This window comes from Streptomyces sp. NPDC020917 (genome assembly GCF_044333795.1).
GTDB lineage: Bacteria > Actinomycetota > Actinomycetes > Streptomycetales > Streptomycetaceae > Actinacidiphila.
Genome location: NZ_JBIRRR010000005.1, coordinates 225,128 through 249,153 on the forward strand (window position 1 = coordinate 225,128; position 24,026 = coordinate 249,153).

Genomic DNA, 24,026 nt, shown 5'->3' on the forward strand with positions numbered 1-24,026 from the left:
GGCGGCCATGCGAGGCCAGATCAGGCCCTGGCCAGGCCAGATCAGATCAGGTCAGGTCAGGCGGCGGAGGCGGTCGCGCAGCCGGCGGCCGTCGGCGAGGCGCTGCTCGTAGGTGGCGCCGAGGAAGAGCAGCAGCAGGCCCGCCGCGGCCAGCGGCGCCCAGCGCGGCAGCAGGCCGAGGGACTGGGCGATGGCCGGGGCCAGTTCGTGCACGGCGTCGGCGGTCAGGACCGCCCCGCCCAGCATCAGCGGCGCCCGCAGCCGGTGCCGGGCACCGGCCAGCGTCACGGCGAGCGCGACGACCCCCAGCAGCAGCGGGCGCAGCCAGTGCACGTCGGCCCAGGCGGCGCCGAGCCCCGGCAGCAGGCCGAAGCCGAGCCCGGGACCGTACGCCGGCCACGAGCCGGCCTGCGGGAACCTGCGGCGGTGCAGGTGCCCGAGGAGCAGGGCGGCGACGGCGACCGGCGCGACGTACGGCTCGGGTGCGGTGACGCCCGCCGCGGACAGGCGCAGCCAGGACGCCAGGGTGAGCAGCACGACGGCGGCCGGGACGGCCGCCCCGCGGCGCTCGGCGCGCAGCGCCACCCCGAGCGCGGCAGCGCCCGCGACGGCCAGGGCGACGCTCGCCGCGTCGCGGTGCGGGATCGTCATCAGCAGCGCGGCGGCGGCGACCCCGTAGCCGGCGGCCTCGACGGCCGTGCTGCGCAGCCGTGCCGCCACCGGCACGGCTGCGACGGCCGCCCCCAGGACCGCGAACGCCGCCAGGTGTGCGGGCAGTCCCGCGGTGACACCGGCGCGTGCCGCCTCCACGCCGAGCGCGATCACGCTGAACGCGGCGGCGCCCTCGGCGATCCAGCGCGGCCCGGGCCCGTGCAGCCCCGCGGCGAGTCCCGCCCCGAGGGCGGCAGTGGCTCCCCAGACGGCGAGCGCGGCGGTGTCGTGCGGCAGCGACCAGACGAGCGCGAGGGCCACCGGGGTGACCACGGCGCACAGCTTGGGCACGAGGCCGGCGTCCGGCCTGCGCACCAGGAAGGCCGCGGCAACGGGCGCCGGCAGCCAGGCCGCCGCGAGCGCGACCCCGTACGGAAGCCCCGCGGCGACCGGCGCCAGCGCGAACGCCGCCACCGCGGCCACCACCGCGACCACGACGGCCGCACCCCAGGCCAACAACCGTGCTTCGTCCGCCGGTTGGACGGGATGGGCGGGCGGGGCGGAGTGCCCGGACGGAAGCGAGCGCCCGGGCCCCGCGGTCGAGGCGGACCCGGCGGACTGCGCCGGCCCGGTGGAGGCAGCACCAGGCGTACGCGGAACCGCGGGAGCGGGTTCGCCCGGCGGGACAGGCTGGCCGGGCTGGGCGGGCTTCGCCGCTTCGGCGGCCTGCGCCGGGGCGAGGGGACCGCCGGTGGGCGGCACTTGGGGGGCACCGGGCAGGCCGTTGCCCGAAAGTCCCGCGCCGGCAAGGCGGTTGCCGGAGAGGAGGAACGCCGCCGTGCCGGCGGTGACCGCGAGCAGTACCGCGACGGCGGGGACCGCGCCGCCGACGTGCCAGCGTGCGTCGGCTCCCGCGGTGGTCAACGTCTGCCGGAGCGGCTCGCCCAGAGCCCGCAGCAGTTCGGGCAGCACCTGGAGGACCGCCGCGCCCAGCACGACGGCGCCGGCCACGGCCGCCCCCGCCCACAGCGGGTGGCGACGCGCCCCGGGCCCGGATGCGGCGAGACGGCCGAGGGCCAGTACCGCGAGAGCGGCTGCGGGGACCGCGTGCGCGGTGACCGTCCACTCGGCGGGCAGGCCCACCCGGGGCCCGCCGGCCACCACCGCGACCAGCGCGACGCCGGCCACCGCACCGGCCAACACCCTTATCGAGTGCGGCAGTTCACCGTGGCGCGCGGCGCTCGTGCCGAGCAGCGCCAGCACGGCCAGCGGCACGCACGCGTCGAGCACCGGCCCGTACGCGTCCCCCGGGCCGGCGCCCAGCAGGACCGTGCCGGCGACGGCCCCGCCCGCGACGGCCCACACCGCGCCGGCCACCGAGGCGGCGCGCGCCAGCGCGGGGCCCGGCCGGGCCGTACCGCGCAGGACGAGGGCCGACGCCAGGTCGAGAGCCGCGCCCGCGACCAGGAACATCCCCCATCCGGCTCGGCCCGCGTCGGCGGTCGCGGCGGCCAGCACCACGGTTCCCTGCGCGAGCAGCAGCGCCCCCCACTGAAGGGCCGTCGAACGCAACCCCCGCCCGTAGGCCCAGGCCGCCGCGCCGGCGAGCGCCGCGACCGCGGTGAAGTAGCCGTCCGCGGGGAGGCGGTCCAGACCGGCGAGGCCCGCGGCGCGGGCGGCGTAGCAGTCCAGCAGCACCAGCGCGAGGCCGACGGAGGCGGCCGTCTCGGCGGTCGCGGCGAGGCGCCGCCGCAGCGTCAGGTGGGCGGTGAAGGCCAGGCCGGTGAGCACGGTCAGCACCGCGGCCCGCCCCGCGACGCCCAGATGGCCCCAGTTGACGACGGTGAACACCAGTCCCGCGACGGAGGTGAGCACGCCACCGAGGACGAGCAGCACGGTCTGCACGGACAGGGCGGGCGCGTCCGGCCGCGGCATGGCCCAGGGCACGCCGGGAGGCGCGCCGTGCGGTGCGGCGAGCGGTCCGCCGTGAGGGGCGGGCGCAGGGTTCGCGGGTGCGCCCGGCGCGGTCCGCCGCGCCCGCAGTGCCGCGATCAGGACGCCGCGGCGGTGCAGCAGGGCGGTCCGGCGCGCGGCCAGGTCGGCCAGGGTGCGGTCCAGATGCCACAGTTCCACGGCCTGCGGCCCGGTCAGCGGCAGCCCGCAGCGCGGGCAGCGGGGACCGGGGGCGATGCCCAGCGGTGAACCGCAGTCCGGGCAGCGGTTCTGGCGTGTGTCCATACCCGCGAGTCTCGGACCGGCGGACGGGCGCCACATGAGTACGCCTACTCAACTGCCGCTGAGCGAACGGCCCGGCCCCCTTCAGCCGCGGGGTTGCCGGGCGAGCGCGACGGCGTCCGGGTCGAGATCGCCCGATGCGCGCCTCGGACGCCCACAGCCGCGTCGAGCCGACGAAGTTCCACGCTCCTGCGATGATCGGCCCCGAGCCGCGGTGACCCGGGCCGGGGGGGAGCGCGGCGAACTCCCCCGCCGGACCGGGCGGTACGAGGACGGCTACCGGCTCTGCTCCGTGCGCGTCCCGGCGGGCCGGCGACCCTCGGCCGGCATCCTGCCCCTCGGTTCCATGCCGACGGCGTGGAAGCAGGACGTCGCGGTGTCGGGGTCGTCGACGGCGAGGCCGGCGTCGTCCATGCGCCGGAGCGTCCTAGCGGGTCTCCCGGGCAGGCGGGCGCGGTGGCCGCAACCGGACCGGCGACGGCGCCGGCCGGCCGTTCTCGTCATCCACGGCTCCGGGGATCCCGCCGGGGTCCCCGGAGCCGTGCCGTCAGGTCGACGGGCGTGGCTGCCTCTCGTGCCGTCGACCCATGATCAGGCGCAGGGCGTCGCCCAGTGCGAAGCAGAAGGCGAGGAAGCTGGCCGTCGACAGGGCGATGACGACGGTCTGGGTGTCGCCGGTCTGGGTCTCGGCCGCGCCCCAGGCGAGGAGCCCGCAGAGGACGAGGAAGATGGGGGCCCAGATGAGTGACAGGCGCAGCCGCAGGCCGGTGGCCGACCTGGCGGTGGTGGGCTCGGTTCCGGATCGTGCCGCTCCGTGATGGCTCAAGGCGTTCATGCCGACCTCCCTGGGCTTCCAGCGGTGGCCGTGCCGGCCACCGGCGGCTCCCCCATTGTCCGACGCGCACCGGACGTGTGCACGTTCCGGCCGGTGGCCCGGGCAGCACCGCGAAACACCACGCGTGGCACCAGATGGCGCCACGTGATGCCATGACGTGCCACGCGGCGCCATACGGCGCCACATGGCGCCATCCGGTGCCACCCCGGGAGCCCGGACGGGCCTGGGCGGCTGTGACGCCATCCCCTTTTCAGCCCGGCCATGCCGCATATCCCCAGGTCAGAGACGGGGTCAATCAGTCGGAGCCATACGCGGCACCATTCGGGGTTGCACATGGCACCACAGTGGTGCCACCATAGCGTCATGGACCTCACCCCGTATGTCGACACCCTCCGCCGCGAACTCGCGGTGGCCGCCGAGGCCGGCGGTGACGAAGCACGCGCGATGGCCGAGCGCCTCACCGCTCCCCTGGAGTCGGCGACCCGGCTGACCATGCTCAACGTGCTCTCCGCCGCGATGGACGAGATCACCCGCGAACTCGCCCCCGGCTCGGTCGACGTACGGCTGCGCGGGCTGGACCCCGACTTCGTGGTGACACCGCCGCCCACCGATCGCGGCGTCCCCGCGGAGCCGGCCGCACCGGCCGAAACGCTGCAGACGCCGGGCCCGGCCGACGGCGACGAGGGCGGCACCGCGCGGGTCAACCTGCGCCTGCCGGCCCACCTCAAGGCCCGTGCCGAGGAGGCGGCGGCCCGCGAGGGCCTGTCGGTCAACGCCTGGCTGGTGCGGGCCGTGTCAGCCGCGGTCGACACCGGCGCCCGCCCGCGCCCCGCGGACAAGACCCAGATCGGTCAGAGCTTCACGGGCTGGGTGCGCTAGCCGCACCCGCGACCCCGCACCCCGGCCGGCCACCGCACCGACCAGCACCAGCTACTTCACCCATACCGCGTCCCACCAGCAGGGACGTCCCGCAGACCCAAGAGGACGGTACCGTCATGCCTTCTTTCGACACTCCCAACCCGATCTCGGCCACAGCGCACGTCGGCGCCGGCTCCATCCGCTTCACCGCCGCCGACCGCGCCGACACGGTCGTCGAGGTGCAGCCCCGCGACCCGAAGAAGGACAAGGACGTCAGGGCCGCCAAGCAGACCGAGGTCACCTACGCGAGCGGGGTCCTGACCGTGAGGACCAAGGAGCGCCAGCTGATCGGGCCCTCCGGCGCGGTCGACGTGACGGTGGAGCTGCCCGCGGGCTCGCGCGTCGAGGTGACGGGCTCGTGGACCCAGGTGCTCGGCGAGGGCCGGCTCGGCGAGGCCCGCGTGAAGACCTCGTCCGGCGACGTCCGCTTCGACACCACCGGCCCGCTGCACCTCAAGGCGTCGCACGGCTCGATCACCGTCGACCGCGTCGAGGGCCAGGCCGAGATCACCACCAGCTCCGGCAGCGTGCGCGTCGGCCTCATCGACGGCCCCGCCGTCCTGAAGAACTCGCACGGCAGCACGACGGTGGGCGCCGCGACCGGCGAGCTGCGGGTCAGCGGCGCCAACGGCGACATCGACATCGCCCGCGCCGAGGACTCGGTCACCGCCACGACCGCCAACGGCACCCTGCGGGTCGCCGAAGTCGCCCGCGGCACTGTCCAGTTGGAGACCTCCTACGGCGCCATCGAGGTCGGTGTCCGCGAGGGGACCGCCGCCTGGCTCGACGTCAGCTCCGCGTCCGGCCAGGTGCGCAACTCGCTCGCCGCGTCCGAGACTCCGCAGGAGACCGAGGACACCGTCACCATCCGCGCCAGGACCCGCTACGGCAACATCGACGTGCGCCGCGCCCGGGTCTGAGCGCCGCACCGGTCGTCCTGCCGACTCCCCCACTCCCCCTGTCACTTCTGCCTTCGAACGGGAGGGCACCATGCCCACCTCTGTCATGCCCACGTCCAGGCGGGAGGGCGCCCCGCAGGCGCCCGCCGCCGTCTCGGCCCTCGGCCTGCGCAAGTCCTACGGCGACAAGACCGTCCTCGACGGCATCGACCTGCGGATCCCGGCCGGGTCGGTGTTCGCGCTGCTCGGCCCGAACGGCGCGGGCAAGACCACCACCGTGCAGATCCTGTCGACGCTCATCGCGGCCGACAGCGGGCAGGCCCAGGTCGCCGGGCACGACCTCACCACGTCGCCGGACGGCGTGCGCGCCGCGATCGGGGTGACCGGGCAGTTCTCCGCGGTCGACGGCCTGATCACGGGCGAGGAGAACATGCTGCTGATGGCCGACCTGCACCACCTGTCCAAGCGCGAGGGCCGGCGGGTCGCCGCCGAGCTGCTGGAGCGCTTCGACCTCACCGAGGCGGCGCGGAAGCCCGCCTCGACCTACTCCGGCGGCATGAAGCGCCGGCTCGACATCGCCATGACCCTGGTCGGCAGCCCGCGGATCATCTTCCTCGACGAGCCGACCACCGGCCTCGACCCGAGGGCCCGCCACAACATGTGGCAGATCATCCGCGAGCTCGTCGCGACCGGCGTGACCGTCTTCCTCACCACGCAGTACCTGGACGAGGCCGACGAACTGGCCGACCGCATCGCGGTGCTGAACGGCGGGAGGATCGTCGCCGAGGGCACCGCCGAGGAGCTCAAGCGGCTGATCCCGGGCGGGCACGTCCGGCTCCGCTTCACCGACCCGGCCGCGTACCGGAGCGCAGCGGCCGCGCTCGGCGAGGTCGCCCGGGACGACGCGGCGCTGGCGCTGCACATCCCCAGCGACGGCAGCCAGCGCGAACTGCGCGCCGTGCTCGACCGGTTGGACGCGGCGGCCATCGAGGCCGACGAGCTGACCGTGCACACCCCCGATCTCGACGACGTCTTCTTCGCCCTGACCGGCGCCGGCGACGGCGTCCCCACTCGCACCCATCCGGGCCGGCCGAACGCGCCGCTCCCGCAGGACCACCAGGACCAGCCCAAGGAGGACGTCCGATGAGTTCCCTGTCCCTCGCCGTGCGCGACTCGTCCACGATGCTGCGGCGCAACCTGCTGCACGCCCGCCGCTACCCGTCCATGACGCTGAACCTGCTGCTCACGCCGGTCATGCTGCTCCTGCTGTTCGTCTACATCTTCGGTGACGTGATGAGCGCGGGGATCGGGAACGGCGGCGCGGACCGCTCCGCCTACATCGCCTACCTCGTGCCGGGCATCCTGCTGCTGACGATCGGCGGCACCACCATCGGCAGCGCGGTGTCCGTCGCCACGGACATGACCGAGGGCATCATCGCCCGCTTCCGCACGATGGCGATCCACCGGGGGTCGGTGCTCATCGGGCACGTCGTCGGCAGCGTCCTGCAGTGCATGATGAGCGTGCTCCTCGTCGGTGCCGTCGCGGTGGCCATCGGGTTCCGGTCCACGGACGCCACCGTCGTGGAGTGGCTGCTGGCCGTGGGGCTGCTGGCGCTCGTGTCCCTGGCGCTGACCTGGATCGCGGTCGGGATGGGCCTGTCCAGCCCGAACGCGGAGGCGGCCAGCAACAACGCGCTGCCGCTGATGGTCCTGCCGCTGCTGTCCAGCGCGTTCGTCCCGCTGCACACCATGCCGGGCTGGTTCCGGCCGATCGCCGAGTACCAGCCGTTCACCCCGGCCATCGAGACCCTGCGGGGCCTGCTGCTCGGCACCAGGATCGGCCACAACGGCTGGCTCGCCGTCGCGTGGTGCCTGGTGCTGGCCGTGCTCGGCTACGTCTGGTCCAAGTCGCTGTACGACCGCACCGGCAGGCGCTGACGACCCGGCCGCCCCCGATCACCGGGCCACCGCCCCCGCGCCGGTCTGCACGGCGGCCGGCAGGGGTGCATCCTGGGAGTGGGGGCCGGCCGCGCCGTGCGCGTGCCGACGGGAGCGTCCGCCGCGAGAAGGGAGCAGGCCATGTCGGTCCTGCGGTTCCACCTGAACTCCTCGCTGCGCCCGTCGGAGGTGATGGACGTGCTGACCGACTTCGGCCCGTCGCGTCCCCGGGAGTGGCCGTCGATCGACGCGGAGCACTTCACGGTCCACGCCCGCGGGGACACCTGGGCCGAGGTGACCGAGGGGACGGACAGCGGCTGGGAGCGGGCGCGCTACGAGTGGGACCCGCAGGGGGACACGGTCACCGTCACCACGCTCGACTCGAAGGTCTTCGGGCCCGGCGGCGGATGGGTGTTCCAGATGACGCCCGAGGGCGAGGGCAGCCGGGTCGACGTCCAGCTCGACCGGGAGCACCCCAGCACCTTCAAGGGCAGGGTGCTCACCACGATCCTCCCCCTGGCCGGACCGGTGTTCCGCAAGTCGTTCCGGGGACCGCTGAAGGCCACGTAGGGCCTGATTCGCTCGCGGCCGGGGCGCGCGCTCAGGGCGTGCCGAGGAGCATGTGCCAGCCCGGCGCGTAGGTGCCGTGCAGCACGAGGGAGGCCGCGCCCACGGCGCCGGCGGCGTCGCCGATGAGGCTGGGGACCACCGACACGGTGCGGACGCGGCGGGCCAGCGACCAGCCGTTGACCGCGGTGTCGATCGCCCGCCGGAAGTACTCCTCGCCGCCGCGCAGCCCCTCGCCGCCGAGGACGATCCGCGGGATGTCGAGCAGGTTGACCGCGGTGAGCGCGGCCTGGCCGACGCGGCCGGCGGCCGCCTCCAGCGCACCGGCCGCGCGGGCGTCGCCCTTGGCCGCCGCGGTGCACAGCCGGGTCCAGTCGGTGCGGGTGCGCCCCGGGTCGAGGGACAGCCCGAGGTCGTCGGCCGCACCGCGGCCGTGGCGGGCGGCGAAGTCGGCGAGCACCGCGTACGGGGCCGCGTACGCCTCCAGGCAGCCGCGCGCTCCGCAGTGGCAGCGCTTCCCGCCGGGCTCGACCAGGACGTGCCCGAACTCGCCGGCGTTGCCGGAGTCGCCGCGCAGCACCGTGTCGGCGAGCATCACGCCGCCGCCGATGCCGGTACCGATGTACACGAAGAGGAAGCTGCCGGCACGGTCCGCGCCGCCGGCCCAGCGCTCGCCGATCGCCGCCGCGGTGGCGTCGTTGTCCATCACCACCGGCAACTCCGTTGCCCGGCCGAGGATTTCGGTGAGGGGCACCTGGTGCCAGGCGGGCAGGTTCGGCGGATCCAGCACGACGCCGCGGCCGCTGTCGATCGGGCCCGGCACGGCCACCCCGAGCCCCAGCACCTTCTCGCCGGGCACGGCGGCCCGGGTGACCAGCGCGTTGACGGTGCGTCCGAGCAGCCGGACCAGCCGGTCGGGGTCGCCGCCCACGGCAGTGTGCATCCGCTGCCGGCGCAGCACCCGGCCCGACAGGTCGAGCAGCACGGCGACGGTGGAGTCGGGGTCGAGATGGGCGCCGACCGCGTAGGCCCCGTCGGGGCATAGCGACAGCAGCGTGCGCGGCTTGCCGCCGCGGGACGGCGCCTGGCCGGTCTCCCGGACCAACTCCGCTTCCAGCAGCCGGCGTACGACGTTGGAGACCGTCTGGTTGGTCAGCCCGGTCAGCTGGGCGAGCTCCACCCTGCTCACCGGTGACTTCCGGCGTACTGCGTCGAGGACGACGGCGCGGTTGTAGCCCCCTACCCGGGGGAGGTTGGCCCCCGTCTGCATGGGTTCGGACGCCTCCATCCGATGGGTCCGGGCAACGTGGTTTTCGTTGCCGCTTGTCTCGACCCTACCGGCGAAAGCTCGCGTCGGACCCATTGACTTCATAAATCCAATGGATTTACTTTTTGAAATCGGAAGGCACTGCCCTTGCCCGGCAAGGGTCCTCGACTCCTCGCCAGGGAGCAACAAGTGAAGGTGCACTTCAGAGTCCTTGCGATCGCATTGTCCTGCGGGTCGCTCATCCTCCCGCTCGCTGCCTGCGGCAGCTCCGGTTCCGGTTCCGGGAACACCATCAAAGTCGCCTACCAGCGAAACCTGGACAACAAGGTCCGGGTCATGGACGACTACCTGGCCGTGGTCAAAAAGCAGTTCGAAAAGGCGAACCCCGGCAAGAAGGTCGAACTCGTCCCCATCCAGGCGTCGGAGAACGACTACTACTCCAAGGTCCAGCTGATGATGCGGTCCCCGCGCACCGCACCTGATCTGGTGTACGAGGACACCTTCCTGATCAACTCCGATATCGCCAGCGGTTATCTGCGGCCGATCGACAGCTATCTGGCGACGTGGAAGGACTGGAGCCAGTTCCTGCCGACGGCAAAGGCGGCGGCCAAGGCGCAGGACGGGAAGACGTACGGCGTCCCGGACGGCACCGACACCCGCGGCCTGTGGTACAACAAGCAGCTCTTCCAGAAGGCCGGACTGCCGACCGACTGGCACCCCAAGTCCTGGGACGACCTGCTGAGCACGGCCCGGACGCTGAAGCAGAAGCTCCCCGGGGTCACGCCGATCAACATCTACACCGGCAAGGCCGCCGGCGAGGCCGCCAGCATGCAGGGCTTCGAGATGCTGCTGTACGGGACCGGGCAGGACCCGATGTACGACTCCGCGTCGAAGAAGTGGGTGGTGAACAACAAGGGGTTCACCGACGCGCTCGGCTTCCTGGACACCGTCTTCAAGGAGAAGCTCGGCCCCGACGTCCAGGACGCCCTCGGCGCGAACTTCGGCACCACCGTCGGCACCGAGCTGATCCCGCAGGGGAAGCTGGCGATCGACCTGGACGGCTCATGGATGGGCAACAACTGGATCAAGACCGGCGGCAAGCCGTGGCCGCAGTGGTCCCAGGTGATGGGCCAGACGGCCATGCCCACCCAGAACGGCCAGGCGCCCGGCACCGTCAGCCTGTCCGGCGGCTGGACCTGGGCCATCCCCGCCAAGTCGAAGAACCCCGACCTGGCCTGGAACTTCATCACCACGCTGCAGTCGAAGCAGAACGCCGCCGACTACGACATCCGGGCCGCCAACATCGCGGTGCGGCAGGACGTGGCGAGCGACCAGGGCTACCTGGGGTCGATGCCCGGCATCGACTTCTTCACCGGACTGGTGAAGTACACCCACTACCGCCCGGCGCTGCCCGCCTACCCGCTGGTGTCCACCGCGATCCAGAACGCGATGGAGTCGGTGACGATCGGTCAGGCCAGCCCCGAGAAGGCCGCGAGCCAGTACGCGTCCGACGTGAAGAGTGCCACCGACGGCGCGGTCGTGGACCGCTCGGCCGGGTGACGGCGCGGTGACGGCGACGTCCGGCCCGGGTGCGGGAGTCCTCCCGCACCCGCCCGGCGCCCTCACGGCCCCGTCCCGGACCCGGCGCACCCTGCTGCGGGGGCTGCCCCTGGTGCCGTCCGTGGTCCTGATGCTGATCTTCCTCGCCGGCCCGATCGCGTACTGCGTCTACTACGCGTTCACCGACATGCGGCTGACCGGCGCCTCGGCGACGCACTTCGTCGGGTTCGGCAACTTCACCAAGGCGTTCGGCGACGCGAACTTCCGCAACGCGGTATGGCTCACGCTGGTGTTCACGGTGCTGTCGTCGATCGTCGGGCAGAACGTGCTGGGGCTGTTCCTGGCCGCGCTGATGCGCAACGCGTCCCGCGCGGTGCGCGCCACGGCCAGCACGGTCGTGGTCGTCTCCTGGGTGATCCCCGAAGTCGTCGCCGCCTACCTGCTGTACGCGTTCTTCCGTCGGGAGGGCGAGCTCAACACGATCCTGCGGGTGCTCCATCTGCCGCAGCAGAACTGGCTGTTCACGCTGCCCATCGTGGCCGTGTCGGTGGCCAACGTGTGGCGCGGCACCGCGTTCTCGATGCTGGTGTACTCGGCGGCGCTGCAGGAGATCCCGGCCGAGATCACCGAGGCGGCCGAGGTGGACGGCGCCGGCCGGTGGCGGAAGCTGTGGCACGTCACCCTGCCGATGATCCGCCGCTCGATCGGCACCAACCTGATGCTCAACACGCTGCAGACGCTGTCGGTGTTCGGCCTCATCTTCGTGATGACCCGCGGCGGCCCGGGCAACCGGAGCGAGACGCTGCCGCTGTACATGTACGAACAGGCCTTCCAGGACAGCCTCATCGGGTACGGGACCGCCGTGGCGCTGATGCTCCTCGTGGTGGGCGGCCTGTTCTCGGTGCTGTATCTGCGCCTGCTGCGGACGGAGGTCTGACATGGCGGTCGTCTCGTCGGCGAAGCCCGGCGTCCGGCGCGAGCGGGTGCGCGCCACCCGTGCGCGCCCCGCCCCCAAGCGCTCGCGCCGGCGCACCGAACGCCTGGTGGTCGACGCGATCCTGCTGCTGGTCACGGTGGTGTTCCTGGTCCCGCTGGCGTGGCTGGTGCTGGCCTCGTTCAACGGCACCGCGGATCTGCGGGTCAGGGTCCCGCACCCGTTCACCCTCGACAACTTCCACCGGGTGCTCAACAGCGACATCACCTACCGGCCGGTGCTCAACGGCCTGATCCTGTGCGGGGGCGCGACCGCGCTGTGCGTGGTGTGCGCGGTGCTCGCCGCCTACCCGCTGTCCCGCTACGAGTCCCGCTACAAGCGGCCGTTCCTGCTGAGCATCCTGTTCACCACGGGCCTGCCCATCACCGCTGTGATGGTCCCGGTGTACGCCATGTTCGTGCAGGTCAACCTGATCGACACGATGTACGGGACGATCCTGTTCCTCGGCAGTTCCGCGCTGCCGTTCGCTATCTGGCTGACGAAGAACTTCATGGACGGCGTGCCGCTGGTGCTGGAGGAGGCGGCGTGGACGGACGGTGCGACCTCGCTGCAGACGCTGCGGCACGTGGTGGTGCCGCTGATGTGGCCCGGCATCACCGTCGTGACGATCTTCACCTTCCTGAGCATGTGGGGGAACTTCTTCGTGCCGTTCTTCCTCCTGCTCTCCCCCGACCAGCTGCCCGCCTCGGTGAGCATCCTCAACTTCTTCAGCTCGCGCGGCACCGTGGACTACGGCCAGCTGGCCGCGTTCTCCACGATCTACTCCGCGCCCGTGGTGGTGCTGTACGCCGTGATGTCCCGTGTCCTGGGCGGTAGTTCGGCGCTCGGCGGCGCGCTCAAGGGCTGACCGCCACCGGCTCCGCCCGCTCCCGGGGACCACCCCGCGCGCCGCGGGGCCCGCCGTTACGTCCCGCTGTCCATCCTGCCGTCACACCCCCTTTCCGAGGAGCGTTTGATGCACGACGACCGGAGGCTGGTGGAGGACCGACTCGACCGCGTCCTGCGCGAGCGGATCCGACCCGCCGTCCACTCGCTGAGCGTCCCCCTGGAGGTCCACCTGTGGCACGCGCCGGGGGAACCGGTGCCGGTGGCCGAGGGCCTGGCCGCGCCCTACGAGCCGGGACGGGTCGGTGACGTCTGGGGCCGGCCGTGGGGCACCACCTGGTTCCGGCTGACCGGCACCGTGCCCGCGGACTGGGCGGGCCTGCACGTCGAGGCGGTGGTCGACCTCGGCTTCGGCCAGGACCACCCCGGATTCTCCGCGGAGGGCCTCGTCTACCGGCCGGACGGCACGGCCGTCAGGGGGCTGCATCCGCGCAGCCACACGGTGCGGATCGCCGCGCCGGCCGAGGGCGGCGAACCCGTCCTCCTCCACGTCGAGGCCGCCGCCAACCCGATGATCGCCGGTCCCGTCACCCGGCTCGGCGACACCGCAACCGCCCCGCCCGAGCCCCTCTACCGGCTGCAGCGCGCGGATCTCGCGGTCTTCGACATCGTTGCCTGGGAGCTGGTCCAGGACCTCGACGTGCTGGGCCAGTTGATGCAGGAGCTGCCGGTGGACGCGCCGCGCCGCTGGGAGATCCTGCGGGCGGTCGCGACCGCCCTGGACGTCCTGGACCCGGACGACGTGGCCGGCACCGCGGCGGACGCGCGGGCCTGCCTGGCCCCGGCGCTGGCCGCCCCCGCCCACGCCTCCGCGCACCGCGTGTCCGCCGTGGGCCACGCGCACATCGACTCGGCGTGGCTGTGGCCGCAGCGCGAGACGGTGCGGAAGGTGGCGCGCACCTGCTCCAACGTCACCGCGCTGATGGACGACCACCCCGAGTTCGTCTTCGCCATGTCGCAGGCGCAGCAGCTCGCCTGGATCAAGGAGCACCGCCCCGAGGTGTTCGCCCGGGTGCGGGAGAAGGTGGCCGCCGGGCAGTTCGTCCCCGTCGGCGGGATGTGGGTCGAGTCGGACACCAACATGCCCGGCGGGGAGGCGCTGGCCCGGCAGTTCACCCACGGCAAGCGGTTCTACCTGGAGGAGTTCGGGATCGAGACACGGGAGGTGTGGCTGCCGGACTCCTTCGGCTACAGTGCCGCGCTGCCGCAGCTGGTGAGGCTGTCCGGCTCGACGTGGTTCCTGACCCAGAAGATCTCCTGGAACCAGACCAATCCCTTCCCGCACCACAGCTTCTGGTGGGAAGGGCTCGACGGGACCCGGGTGTTCACCCACTTCCCGCCCGTCGACACGTACAACTCGGACTTCTCCGGGCGGGAGATGGCGCACCTGGTGCGCAACTTCCGCGACAAGGGCCGGTCGCGGCACTCGCTCGTGCCGTTCGGCTTCGGGGACGGCGGCGGCGGCCCCACCCGCGAGATGCTCGCCCGGGCCGCGCGGCTGCGGAACCTGGAGGGGGCGCCGCAGGTGGCGATCGAGCCGCCCGCCGAGTTCTTCGCCAGGGCCGAAGCCGAGTACCCCGACGCGCCGGTGTGGGTGGGCGAGTTGTACCTGGAGCTGCACCGCGGCACCTACACCTCGCAGGCCGGCACCAAGCAGGGCAACCGGCGCAGCGAGGCGCTGCTGCGCGAGGCCGAGCTGTGGGCGGCCACCGCGGCGGTGCGCACCGGGTTCGCGTACCCGTACGAGGTGCTGGACCGGATCTGGAAGACCGTGCTGCTGCACCAGTTCCACGACATCCTGCCGGGCTCGTCGATCGCCTGGGTGCACCGCGAGGCGCGGGAGACCTACGCGCGGGTCGCGAAGGAGCTGGAGGCGGTCGTCGACGCGGCGCTGCGGGCGCTCGCCGGGGACCCCGGCCCGGGCGGCACGGTGGCGTTCAACGCCACCCCGCACGAGCGCTCCGGCGTACCGGCGCTGGGCGGCACGGTGGTGACGGCGCGCCAGCCGGACGGGCCGGCCGTGACCGTGTCCGAGGACCCGGACGGCGGGATCGTGCTGGACAACGGGCTGCTGCGGGTGACAGTGGACCAACGGGGCCTGGCGACCTCGGTGTACGACATCGGCGCCGGGCGCGAGGCGGTCCCGCCGGGCTCCGCCGCCAACCTGCTCCAGGTGCACCGGGACCTGCCCAACCACTGGGACGCCTGGGACGTCGACTCCTTCTACCGCAACACCGTCACCGACCTGACCGGCGTCGACGAGCTCGCGGTCGTCCGCAAGGATCCTGCGGCGGCGACGGTACGCGTGGTCCGCGGCTTCGGCGCCTCCCGCGTCGAGCAGACCCTGACCCTGCGGGCGGGCGCCAGGCGGCTGGACATCGCCGCCGACGTCGACTGGCACGAGCGGGAGAGGCTGCTCAAGGCGGCCTTCCCGGTCGACGTGCACGCCGACCGGTCGGCCGCCGAGACCCAGTTCGGGCACGTCTTCCGGCCCACGCACACCAACACCAGCTGGGAGTCGGCGAAGTTCGAGATCTGCGCGCACCGCTTCCTGCACGTCGGCGAGCCGGACTGGGGCGCCGCGGTCGTCAACGACTCGACGTACGGCCACGACGTCAGCAGGACCGTCCGGCCCGACGGCGGCACGACCACCACCGTCCGGCTGTCGCTGCTGCGCGCGCCGCGCTTCCCCGACCCGGACACCGACCAGGGCCGGCACCGCTTCCGCTACGCGTTCGTCCCCGGCGCGGACCTCGCGGACGCGGTGCGCGAGGGGTACCGGATCAACCTGCCGGAGCGCGTGGTGCCGGGCGGCGCGGCGGTCGCCCCGCTGGTGTCCGTGGACGACGGCGCGGTGGTCGTGGAGTCGGTGAAACTGGCGGACGACCGGTCCGGCGACGTGGTCGTCCGCCTCTACGAGTCCCTCGGCCGGCGGGCCGCCACCCGCCTGCACGCGGGTTTCCCCGTCGCCTCCGCCACGTCCGTCGACCTGCTGGAGCGCCCGCCGGCGGATGCGGACGGCGGCGTGCTCGACGTGGCGGACGACGGCGTGGCGATCGCGCTGCGCCCGTTCCAGATCCTCACGCTGCGCCTGGCCCGGGCGGCCGGGTAGGCGCGGCCCGGGCGCAGCGGGCGCGGGGACGCCGGGATGTCCTAGAAGGTGGTGGGCGGGTTGACGACGGAGCGGGTGACGCCGGTACCGGTCACCCCCCACTTGGCGAAGATCCTGGCGTAGTCGCCGGTGGCGATCAGCTTGTTGACGGCGTCGCTGAGGGCCTTGGCGAGCGGTGAGTTCCGGGCGGTGACGAAGCCGACCGGAGTGGTGGTGATCTGGCCGAGGTACTTGGTGCGCGGGATGTGCCGGGCCTCGTACTCGAGGCTGAGGGTGGGCCCGAAGGAGATGTCCACCTTGCCGTTGGTCAGGCCGAGGATGATGGGCGCGTTGTCGGAGAAGTACTGGACCTTGTACGGCTTCTTGCCGGCGGCCGCGCACTCGCCCGCGCCGTCGGTGAGGAGTTGCTGGAAGGTCGAGCCGGGGCTGGTGGCCACCGTGTAGCCGCACAGGTCGGTCAGGCGGGTCACCTTGTCGGCCGCGATGTCCTCGGCGCCGAGGAAGGACTGCCCGTCGTTGAGGTACGTGGCGAAGTCGACGACCTGCTCGCGGGCCCTGGTGGCACCGAAGTTGTCCTGCCCGACGTCGTACTTGCCGTTCTGCACGCCGGGGATGACGGTCGGGAAGGTGCCGTACTGGACGTCCCAGGTGACGCCGAGCACCTTGGCGACGGCGTTCCGCAGGTCGATGTCCAGGCCGACGGTGCTGCCGTCCGGTGCCTGGCCGCCGTGCGGCAGGCCGGAGGTGCCGACCACCCTGCTGGTGCCCAGGACGATGCTGCCGCGGCTGCGGATCCGCGCCGGGAGTTCCGCCGTCAGCGCGGGGTCGGCCGTCACGGACGTGACGACGTCCTCGTCCGGGATCGCCGTGCCGTCCTGGCCTGCCGACCCCGCGGGGGCGGCGGCCGGCCTGCCGCCGGGCGGCGCGGAACCGGCGTCCGCGGAGTGCGACCCGCAGCCGGCGAGCAGGACGAGGGCGGCCGCGATCCCGGCGGCCGTCACGGCGGTGCGGAGACCCGCGGCGGGCGCGGCGGTGTCGGCGGTGCGACCGGGGCGGGGGCGCCCGGCGGCGGGACGCGGGGGGTTCGTCGGCACGGTGGTTCCTTTCGTACGGGGGGGTGTCAGAGGACCGCGGCGAGGAAGGCGCGGGCCCGCTCGTGGCGGGGGCGGGTGAGGACGTCCGCGGGCGGGCCCGACTCGACGATCCGGCCGCCGTCCAGGAAGGCCACCGTGTCGGCGACCTCGCGGGCGAAGCCGATCTCGTGGGTGACGACGATCATCGTCATCCCGCTGTCGGCCAGGTCCTTGATGACCGCGAGGACCTCGCCGACGAGTTCCGGGTCGAGGGCGCTGGTGGGTTCGTCGAACAGCAGCAGGTCCGGGTCCATGGCCAGGGCGCGGGCGATGGCGACGCGCTGCTGCTGCCCGCCGGACAGCTGCCGCGGATAGTCCTGCTCGCGGCCGCCGAGGCCGACGCGTTCCAGCAGTTCCGCGGCCCTCGCGGCAGCCTGGCCGCGCGGCACGCCGCGGACCGCGACCGGTGCCTCGACGAGGTTGTCCAGCACGGTGAGGTGCGGGAAGAGGTGGAACTGCTGGAACACCATGCCGATCCGGGCCCGCTGCCGGGTGAGGGTGCGGTGGCCCACCTCGTGCAGTCGGCCGTCCCGGTACCGGTAGCCGACGATGTCGCCGCCCACCTCGACGAAGCCGGCGTCGGGCCGCTCCAGGTGGTTGATGCTGCGCAGCAGGGTGGACTTGCCCGAGCCGGAGGGGCCGAGCAGCACGGTCACCTCGCCCTGGCGCACGTCCAGGTCGATGCCGTCCAGCACCAGGTGGCCGCCGAAGCTCTTGCGCAGTCCCCTCACGCGCACCAGGGGACGGTCCGAGTCGACGGTCATGCCAGGCCCGCCAGTTCCCTGCCGCCGCGGCCGAACAGCGGCACGTTGCCGCGGAACAGCTCGCGGAAACCGCGAGCCGGGCGCCGGTCGCCGCCGCCTCCGCGGCCGCGGCCGCGCGCGTAGGAGCGCTCGACGAGGAACTGGACGGCCGACAGCAGCGTGGTGAGGATGACGTACCAGAGGGTCGCGACCAGCAGCAGCGGGATGACCAGGTAGTTCTGGTTGTAGATGAGCTGCGAGGAGTAGAGCAGGTCCTGCACGGCGATGACGCTCACGATGGACGTCGCCTTGAGCATGCCGATCAGCAGGTTGCCGGACGCGGGCACGATCGCGGGCATCGCCTGCGGCAGGACGATCCTGCGCAGGATCCGCGCCCGGCCCAGGCCCAGCGCCTGGGCGGCCTCGGTCTGGCCGTGGTCGACGGACAGCAGACCGCCGCGCACGATCTCCGACGAGAACGCGGCGACGTCCAGGCTCAGCCCGACGTAGGCGGCGAGGACGCCGCTGAACAGGTGCGCCGTCCGCACGGTCGCGAACGCCGGCCCGAAGGGCAGGCCGAACGACAACTGCGGGTACAGAGAGGCGAGTTCGTACCAGAACAGCAGCTGGACGAGCGGCGGGACCGAGCGGAGCAGCCAGACGAAGGCGAAACTGAGGCCGCCGAGCACGGGGTTGCGGGACAGCCGCATCACGGCGACCGCGATGCCGAGCAGGTAGCCGGTCGCCATCACCGCGGCGGTGAGCCAGAGCGTCAGCTCCAACCCGTGCACGATCGAGGTGTCCAGGAAGTAGTCGCCGACGACGCCCCACTGGAAACGGCGGTTGGTCAGCACGGTGTTGACCAGCATCGCGAGCAGTACGAGCAGCACGGCGGCGGAGATCCACCGGCCCGGGCGGCGCAGCGGGACCAGGCGGGCGGCGAGCAACTGCCGGTCGCTCGGGCCGGCCTGGGACCCGTCCGCGTCCAGGTGGCCGGGTGGCGGCGGCTCGGCCTTCCTCGGCGGTTCGCCGGAGGGCGGGATGCGGGCGCCGGAGGATGTCGGGGCGCCGGACGGTGTGAGGGCGTCGGAGCTGGTCATGGTGGCGGGTCTTCCGTCCCGTGCGGGCGCGGCACCGCACCGCGGAGGGGCGGTGGCGCTGCCTGCGGCGTGAGAGGTGAGGGAGCGGGCGTGGCGGCACGGGCGTGCCGGCCCGTCCGACGAGTGCGGCGGCTGTGGCGCGCAGGCCGGTGCGGGCATGGGTGGGTGCGGCGGGGGCGTGAGCGGCTGTGCCCCACGGCCGGTTGGGGGCTCGGGCCGGTACGGGCGCGGCCACCGCGGGTGTGGGACGTGCGGGTGTGGCCGCTGCCGAGGCGACACGGCCCGGTGCCTGACGTGAACGGGGATCAGGCCGGGGGGCGGACGCCGGAATCCGTCAGCGCGGCGCCGGACGGGTGCCGTGCGGCGGACGGGCGGGGGTCAGCGGACCGGGGTGTCCCCGGAACAGAGCGCGCTGCTGACCCGCAGCAGGTCGACATGGCGGCGGGCCGCCATGAGCGGGGCGAATCCGAGCGGAAGCGGCGTACCGCCGTTGCCGGGACGTCGTGCCTGCATGCGGATCACCTCGCATCCTCGGAGGGGCCGGGCGCGGGGCCTGGGCCCGCGGCCGGCTCACACCGTAACCGCTGGTCCCGTCCGCGGGCAATGCTTCCCTTTTCTGACGCTGCGTCAGCGGCCATTGTGCTGGACGCCGGTCCGGAGTTAGCGTGTGAGCGGGTCATGAGCGTCAGTCCCAAGCCCTGGCAGGCTGACCGGCAACCCTCCGACGCGGCGGGGTGCTCCAGGTGACGACCCGGCGGCGCCGAGCCCGGCGCCCGCAAGCGCGACGGAGGACGGAGGGGCTGCACATGCGCGGAGCCGTCAGCAGGGCAGTCAGCACCTACTCGCGTCGCCACATCGACCTGCAGCGCATCTCCAGCGCGCTCTGTCCCGCCGCCTGACCGCGCCCGCGCCGTCCCGCACGGCGGTCTGAGCCGGATCGCGCCACGGCGCGCGGCGGCCCTCCACCGCACGTGACCGCACGGGTACCCGCTGCCCCGCCGGGCGTTCCCGCGGGGCGCAGGCGGTGACCGTGCGCCGTCCCGCCGCGGTACGGCCGGGCCCCGCGCAGCCGTACGCGCCGTCAGCGGTGCGCGGGCGACCGCGGTCCCGCCGCCTCCCCGTGCCGCACGGCCGCCGGCTCCGGCGCGTCCGGCACGCGCTGCCGGCACGGCACGCCCTGCTGCCCGCCGCTCCCCGCACGCGCAGATCCCGTGTCCGGGCCGGCTCCGGGTGCGGGCAGGCCGCGCGGCCTGCCCGCGCTCCCCAAGCCGCTCCGCCAGCCGCGTACTCCGCCAGCCGCGCACTCCCCCAGCCGCGCCCTCCGCCGAAACAGGAAGCGACCTCTCCATGCCTCAGCCCCAGCCCGCCCTCCACCTCGCCGTCGCCCTGGACGGCGCCGGGTGGCATCCCGCCGCGTGGCGGGAAGCCGGCGCCCGCCCGCAGGACCTGTTCACCGCGGCCTACTGGGCCGGCCTCGTCGCCGAGGCCGAGCACGGGCTGCTGGACTTCGTGACGATCGAGGACTCGCTCGGCTTCCAGTCCTCCTCGCCCTTCGAGCCCGACCGGCACACCGACCAGGTGCGGGGCCGGCTGGACGCGGTGCAGATCGCCGCCCGGGTCGCGCCGCTGACCCGCCACATCGGCCTGGTCCCGACCGCGGTGGTCACCCACACCGAGCCGTTCCACGTGTCGAAGGCGATCGCGACGCTCGACTACGTCAGCGGTGGGCGCGCCGGCCTGCGGGTGCAGGTGTCGGTGCGCACGCACGAGGCCGAGCTGTTCGGGCGGCGCACGTTCCCGCACCTGCGCCTGGAGCACCCGCGGGACCTGGACGCGCCGGCGGTGCGGGCGGTGGTCGCCGAGACGTTCGGCGAGGCGGCCGACTACGTGGAGGTGGTGCGCCGCCTGTGGGACAGCTGGGAGGACGACGCAGAGATCCGCGACGTGGCCACCGGCCGGTTCGTCGACCGCGCGAAGCTGCACTACATCGACTTCGAGGGCCCGCACTTCCGGGTCAAGGGACCGTCGATCACGCCCCGCCCGCCGCAGGGCCAGCCGATCGTGGCCGCGCTGGCCCATCGCAGCGCCCCCTTCGAACTGGTGGGCCGTTCGGCCGACATCGGCTTCGTCACCCCGCGCGACGCGGTGGAGGCCGAGGCGATCGTCGCGGAGATCCGCGGCCACCAGGCGGCGGCCGGGCGCGCCGCGGAGACCGTGCACGTCCTCGCCGACCTGCTGGTGCTGCTCGACGGCTCGGAGGCGGAGGCGGCCGACCGGTGCGCCCGGCTGGACGCCCGCTCCGAAGCCGGACCGGCAGGCGACGCACTGGCGTTCACCGGGACGCCCGCAGGGCTCGCCGACCTGCTCGAGGAGTGGCTCGCGGCCGGGATCACCGGATTCCGGCTGCGGCCCGCCGCGGTCCCGCACGACCTGGAGCAGATCACCCGCGGGCTCGTGCCCGAGCTGCAGCGCCGCGGGCTGTTCCGCACGGCCTACGAGGCGGGGACGCTGCGCGGGCTGCTCGGCCTGCCGCGCCCGGCCGGCCGCTACGCCGCCTCCCCCGCCGCCCCGACCACCGCCGCCGTCTGAGCGCCCGCGGCACCGACGAGACCAAGGAAGCCGTCACATGAGCAAGCCCCTCAAGCAGATCCATCTCGCGGCCCACTTCCCCGGCGTCAACAACACCACGGTGTGGAGCGACCCGGCCGCCGGCAGCCAGATCGACTTCGGCTCGTTCGCGCACATGGCGAGGACCGCGGAACGCGCCAGGTTCGACTTCCTGTTCCTCGCCGAGGGACTGCGGCTGCGCGAGCAGGGCGGCGAGATCTACGACCTCGACGTCGTCGGGCGGCCGGACACGTTCACCGTGCTGGCCGCGCTCGCCGCCGTCACCGACCGGCTGGGCCTGGCCGGGACCATCAACTCCACCTTCAACGAACCCTACGAGGTGGCACGGCAGTTCGCGTCCCTGGACCACCTCTCGGGCGGCCGCGCCGCCTGGAACGTGGTGACCTCGTGGGACGCCTTCACCGGGGAGAACTTCCGGCGCGGCGGCTTCCTCGCGAAGGAGGACCGCTACGAGCGGGCCCGGCAGTTCCTCGACGCGGCCAAGGTCCTCTTCGCGTCCTGGCGGGGCGACGAGATCGCGGCGGACAAGGCCGCCGGGGTGTTCCTCCGCGACCCCGACGCGGGCCGGTTCGCGCACCGGGTGGACCAGTTCGACATCCGCGGGCGGTTCAACGTGCCGCGCAGCCCGCAGGGCCGCCCGGTGATCTTCCAGGCCGGAGACTCCGAGGAGGGCCGCGAGTTCGCCGCCTCCTCCGCGGACGCGATCTTCACCCGGCACGGCACCCTGGAGGCGGGCCGGGCGTTCTACGCCGACGTCAAGGGGCGCCTGGCCAGGTACGGCCGTACGGCGGAGGAGCTGAAGATCCTGCCGGGGGTCACCTTCGTGCTCGGCGACACCGACGCCGAGGCGCAGGAGCAGGCGCTGCTGATCCGGCGGCAGCAGGTCAGCGGCCAGACCGCGCTGAAGTTCCTGGAGCACGTCTGGAACCGCGACCTGAGCGGCCACGACCCGGACGGCCCGCTGCCCGAGGCCGATCCGCTGGTCGGCGAGAACACCGTCGCCCGCGGGCGGGCCAGTGTGCGGATGTTCCGCGACCCGCTGGCGACCGCGACCGAGTGGCGGGCCCTGGCCGAGGCGAAGAAGCTCACCAGCCGGGAGCTGGTGATCGAGGTGACCGGGCGTCAGACCTTCATCGGCAGCCCGTCGACGGTGGCGGCGGCGCTGAACGAGTTCGTGCAGACCGACGCGAGCGACGGCTTCATCCTGGTGCCGCACCTGGTGCCGGGCGGCCTCGACGCGTTCGCGGACACCGTGGTGCCGCTGCTGCAGGAGCGCGGGGTGTTCCGCACCGAGTACGAGGGCACCACGCTGCGGGAGCACCTCGGGCTGCCGCCGTTCGGCCGGCCCGGCGCCACCGGGGGCGCGGTCGCGGGGACGGCGGCGGAGAGGACGGCGACGGCCTCGTGAAGTTCATCGCCATCACGCTGATCGTGCACGCCCCGCACCCGGTGACCGGGGACCGGCCGTCGACCCGCGAGCGCTTCCGGCAGGTGGTGCGCAGCGCCGTGCTCGCCGAGGAGCTGGGCTTCGACGGGTTCGGCGTCGGGGAGCGGCACGAGCGTCCGTTCATCTCGTCCTCGCCCACCGTGGTGCTGGGCCACGTCGCCGCGCTCACCCGGCGGATCCGGCTGTTCACCGCCGTCACCACCCTCAGCCTGCTCGATCCCGTGCGGGCCTACGAGGACTACGCGACGCTCGACCATCTGGCGGACGGCCGGCTGGAGTTGATCATCGGAAAGGGGAACGGCAGCGCCCAGCGGGAGCTGTTCCACGTCACGCCCGAGGACCAGTGGGAGCGCAACGCCGAGTCCTACCGGCTGTTCCGCGAGATCTGGCGCAACGACCGGGTGACCGCCGCACCGCGCTTCCGGCCCGCGCTGGAGGACGCGGAGGTCTGGCCCCGGCCCTACCAGCGGCCGGTCAGGGTGTGGCACGGCAGCGCCACCAGCCGCGAGTCGGCGGACCTGGCGGCCCGGCACGGCGATCCGCTGTTCTCCGCGAACGTCACCAACCCCATAGAGCCATATGCCGAGTTGATCCGCCACTACCGCGAGCGCTGGGAGGCGTACGGCCACGACCCCGGGAATGCCGCGGTGGGGGCCGGCACCGCGGGCCTGTACGCGGCGCCCACCTCGCAGGGGGCGCTCGCCGGCTACCGGCCGGTGTTCGAGGGCTATCTGGCGTTCCAGCGCCGGCTCGGCGTGGAGCCCGTCTTCCCCACCCTGGAGGACTTCGTGGAGCGCAGCTCCGCGCTGGTCGGCAGCCCGCAGCAGATCATCGACAAGGTGCACCGCTACCACGAGCGGTTCGGGCACAGCGTGCTGCATGTCAGCGCCGAGCCCGGCGGGTTGAGCGAGGCGCGGCACCGGGCGTCGCTGGAGCTGTTCCAGTCGGAGGTGGCTCCGGTGCTGCGGCGCGCCATCCCCGATCCGCCGTGGCCCTGGGCACCGGTCGAACCGGACGACTCCCCCACCGCGCACCCGGACCCCGCAGGCGCCGACGCCGCTTCCCTCCCCGCGGGCGCCGAGCCCGCCGCCACCGCACCGCAAGGAGTATGACC

At 73.7% G+C, this 24,026-nt stretch carries 21 protein-coding genes and 1 riboswitch; of the genes, 13 read left to right on the forward strand and 8 right to left on the reverse strand.

Features of this window, described 5'->3' with window-relative positions; all coding sequences use genetic code 11:
• Positions 1-51 precede the first annotated feature (51 nt).
• The 3 genes from ACH4TG_RS13240 to ACH4TG_RS13250 form a co-directional block, all read right to left on the reverse strand.
• On the reverse strand, positions 52-2,889 hold the full coding sequence (locus ACH4TG_RS13240; protein WP_398242324.1) for an SCO7613 C-terminal domain-containing membrane protein: 2,838 nt from the start codon (positions 2,887-2,889) through the stop codon (positions 52-54).
• Between the two features lie 273 nt (positions 2,890-3,162).
• On the reverse strand, positions 3,163-3,300 hold the full coding sequence (locus tag ACH4TG_RS13245) for a hypothetical protein (RefSeq protein ID WP_398242325.1): 138 nt from the start codon (positions 3,298-3,300) through the stop codon (positions 3,163-3,165).
• Between the two features lie 133 nt (positions 3,301-3,433).
• Positions 3,434-3,721 (reverse strand): hypothetical protein, encoded by a 288-nt coding sequence (locus tag ACH4TG_RS13250; protein ID WP_398242326.1) that lies wholly within the window; start codon positions 3,719-3,721, stop codon positions 3,434-3,436.
• Between the two features lie 363 nt (positions 3,722-4,084).
• Here ACH4TG_RS13250 and ACH4TG_RS13255 point away from each other — a divergent pair, with 363 nt between their 5' ends.
• The 5 genes from ACH4TG_RS13255 (at position 4,085) to ACH4TG_RS13275 (ending at position 8,046) form a co-directional block, all read left to right on the forward strand.
• Entirely contained in the window at positions 4,085-4,600 is a 516-nt protein-coding gene (locus ACH4TG_RS13255) for a toxin-antitoxin system HicB family antitoxin (protein WP_398242327.1), read from the forward strand.
• 116 nt (positions 4,601-4,716) lie between these two features.
• Complete coding sequence (locus ACH4TG_RS13260) at positions 4,717-5,559, forward strand: DUF4097 family beta strand repeat-containing protein (RefSeq protein WP_398242328.1); 843 nt, start codon at positions 4,717-4,719, stop codon at positions 5,557-5,559.
• Between the two features lie 85 nt (positions 5,560-5,644).
• Positions 5,645-6,685, forward strand: coding sequence for an ATP-binding cassette domain-containing protein (locus ACH4TG_RS13265; protein ID WP_398242602.1), 1,041 nt, complete (start codon positions 5,645-5,647; stop codon positions 6,683-6,685).
• Positions 6,682-7,476: an ABC transporter permease gene (locus tag ACH4TG_RS13270; RefSeq protein WP_398242329.1), complete on the forward strand. Its 795-nt coding sequence runs from the start codon at positions 6,682-6,684 to the stop codon at positions 7,474-7,476. Before ACH4TG_RS13265 ends, ACH4TG_RS13270 begins: the two co-directional genes overlap by 4 nt.
• Positions 7,477-7,617: 141 nt before the next feature.
• On the forward strand, positions 7,618-8,046 hold the full coding sequence (locus ACH4TG_RS13275) for a hypothetical protein (protein ID WP_398242330.1): 429 nt from the start codon (positions 7,618-7,620) through the stop codon (positions 8,044-8,046).
• 31 nt (positions 8,047-8,077) lie between these two features.
• Here ACH4TG_RS13275 and ACH4TG_RS13280 read toward each other — a convergent pair whose 3' ends face one another.
• A complete protein-coding gene (locus ACH4TG_RS13280) occupies positions 8,078-9,232 on the reverse strand; it encodes an ROK family protein (protein ID WP_398242331.1) in 1,155 nt (384 codons plus the stop codon).
• A 267-nt stretch (positions 9,233-9,499) separates the two neighbouring features.
• Between ACH4TG_RS13280 and ACH4TG_RS13285 the strand changes: the two genes are divergently transcribed.
• The 4 genes from ACH4TG_RS13285 (at position 9,500) to ACH4TG_RS13300 (ending at position 15,861) form a co-directional block, all read left to right on the forward strand.
• The gene (locus ACH4TG_RS13285; protein ID WP_398242332.1) at positions 9,500-10,870 is read left to right on the forward strand and encodes an ABC transporter substrate-binding protein; all 1,371 of its coding nucleotides are present in this window, start codon (positions 9,500-9,502) and stop codon (positions 10,868-10,870) included.
• A gap of 7 nt (positions 10,871-10,877) precedes the next feature.
• Positions 10,878-11,807, forward strand: coding sequence for a carbohydrate ABC transporter permease (locus ACH4TG_RS13290; protein ID WP_398242333.1), 930 nt, complete (start codon positions 10,878-10,880; stop codon positions 11,805-11,807).
• Between the two features lies 1 nt (position 11,808).
• Positions 11,809-12,711, forward strand: coding sequence for a carbohydrate ABC transporter permease (locus ACH4TG_RS13295; protein ID WP_398242334.1), 903 nt, complete (start codon positions 11,809-11,811; stop codon positions 12,709-12,711).
• 108 nt (positions 12,712-12,819) lie between these two features.
• Positions 12,820-15,861 (forward strand): alpha-mannosidase, encoded by a 3,042-nt coding sequence (locus ACH4TG_RS13300; protein WP_398242335.1) that lies wholly within the window; start codon positions 12,820-12,822, stop codon positions 15,859-15,861.
• Positions 15,862-15,902: 41 nt separating this feature from the next.
• On the opposite strand, the gene ACH4TG_RS13305 is transcribed toward ACH4TG_RS13300, so the two are convergent.
• The 4 genes from ACH4TG_RS13305 to ACH4TG_RS13320 form a co-directional block, all read right to left on the reverse strand.
• Positions 15,903-16,955: a transporter substrate-binding domain-containing protein gene (locus tag ACH4TG_RS13305; RefSeq protein ID WP_398242336.1), complete on the reverse strand. Its 1,053-nt coding sequence runs from the start codon at positions 16,953-16,955 to the stop codon at positions 15,903-15,905.
• A 26-nt stretch (positions 16,956-16,981) separates the two neighbouring features.
• Positions 16,982-17,758, reverse strand: coding sequence for an amino acid ABC transporter ATP-binding protein (locus tag ACH4TG_RS13310; RefSeq protein ID WP_398242337.1), 777 nt, complete (start codon positions 17,756-17,758; stop codon positions 16,982-16,984).
• On the reverse strand, positions 17,755-18,837 hold the full coding sequence (locus ACH4TG_RS13315) for an amino acid ABC transporter permease (protein ID WP_398242338.1): 1,083 nt from the start codon (positions 18,835-18,837) through the stop codon (positions 17,755-17,757). The genes ACH4TG_RS13310 and ACH4TG_RS13315 overlap by 4 nt, the downstream gene beginning before the upstream one ends.
• Positions 18,838-19,215: 378 nt before the next feature.
• Positions 19,216-19,350, reverse strand: a complete 135-nt coding sequence (locus tag ACH4TG_RS13320; RefSeq protein WP_398242339.1) for a putative leader peptide — start codon at positions 19,348-19,350, stop codon at positions 19,216-19,218.
• A 161-nt stretch (positions 19,351-19,511) separates the two neighbouring features.
• Positions 19,512-19,625: riboswitch (SAM riboswitch) on the forward strand.
• A gap of 18 nt (positions 19,626-19,643) precedes the next feature.
• Between ACH4TG_RS13320 and ACH4TG_RS13325 the strand changes: the two genes are divergently transcribed.
• The 4 genes from ACH4TG_RS13325 to ACH4TG_RS13340 all read left to right on the forward strand — a co-directional run bounded on the left by ACH4TG_RS13325 (position 19,644) and on the right by ACH4TG_RS13340 (position 24,024).
• Entirely contained in the window at positions 19,644-19,736 is a 93-nt protein-coding gene (locus ACH4TG_RS13325; RefSeq protein ID WP_398242340.1) for a putative leader peptide, read from the forward strand.
• A gap of 448 nt (positions 19,737-20,184) precedes the next feature.
• The gene (locus tag ACH4TG_RS13330; protein WP_398242341.1) at positions 20,185-21,426 is read left to right on the forward strand and encodes an LLM class flavin-dependent oxidoreductase; all 1,242 of its coding nucleotides are present in this window, start codon (positions 20,185-20,187) and stop codon (positions 21,424-21,426) included.
• A 37-nt stretch (positions 21,427-21,463) separates the two neighbouring features.
• On the forward strand, positions 21,464-22,873 hold the full coding sequence (locus ACH4TG_RS13335; protein WP_398242342.1) for an NtaA/DmoA family FMN-dependent monooxygenase: 1,410 nt from the start codon (positions 21,464-21,466) through the stop codon (positions 22,871-22,873).
• Positions 22,870-24,024, forward strand: a complete 1,155-nt coding sequence (locus ACH4TG_RS13340; RefSeq protein ID WP_398242343.1) for an LLM class flavin-dependent oxidoreductase — start codon at positions 22,870-22,872, stop codon at positions 24,022-24,024. The genes ACH4TG_RS13335 and ACH4TG_RS13340 overlap by 4 nt, the downstream gene beginning before the upstream one ends.
• The last annotated feature ends 2 nt before the right edge of the window (positions 24,025-24,026 follow it).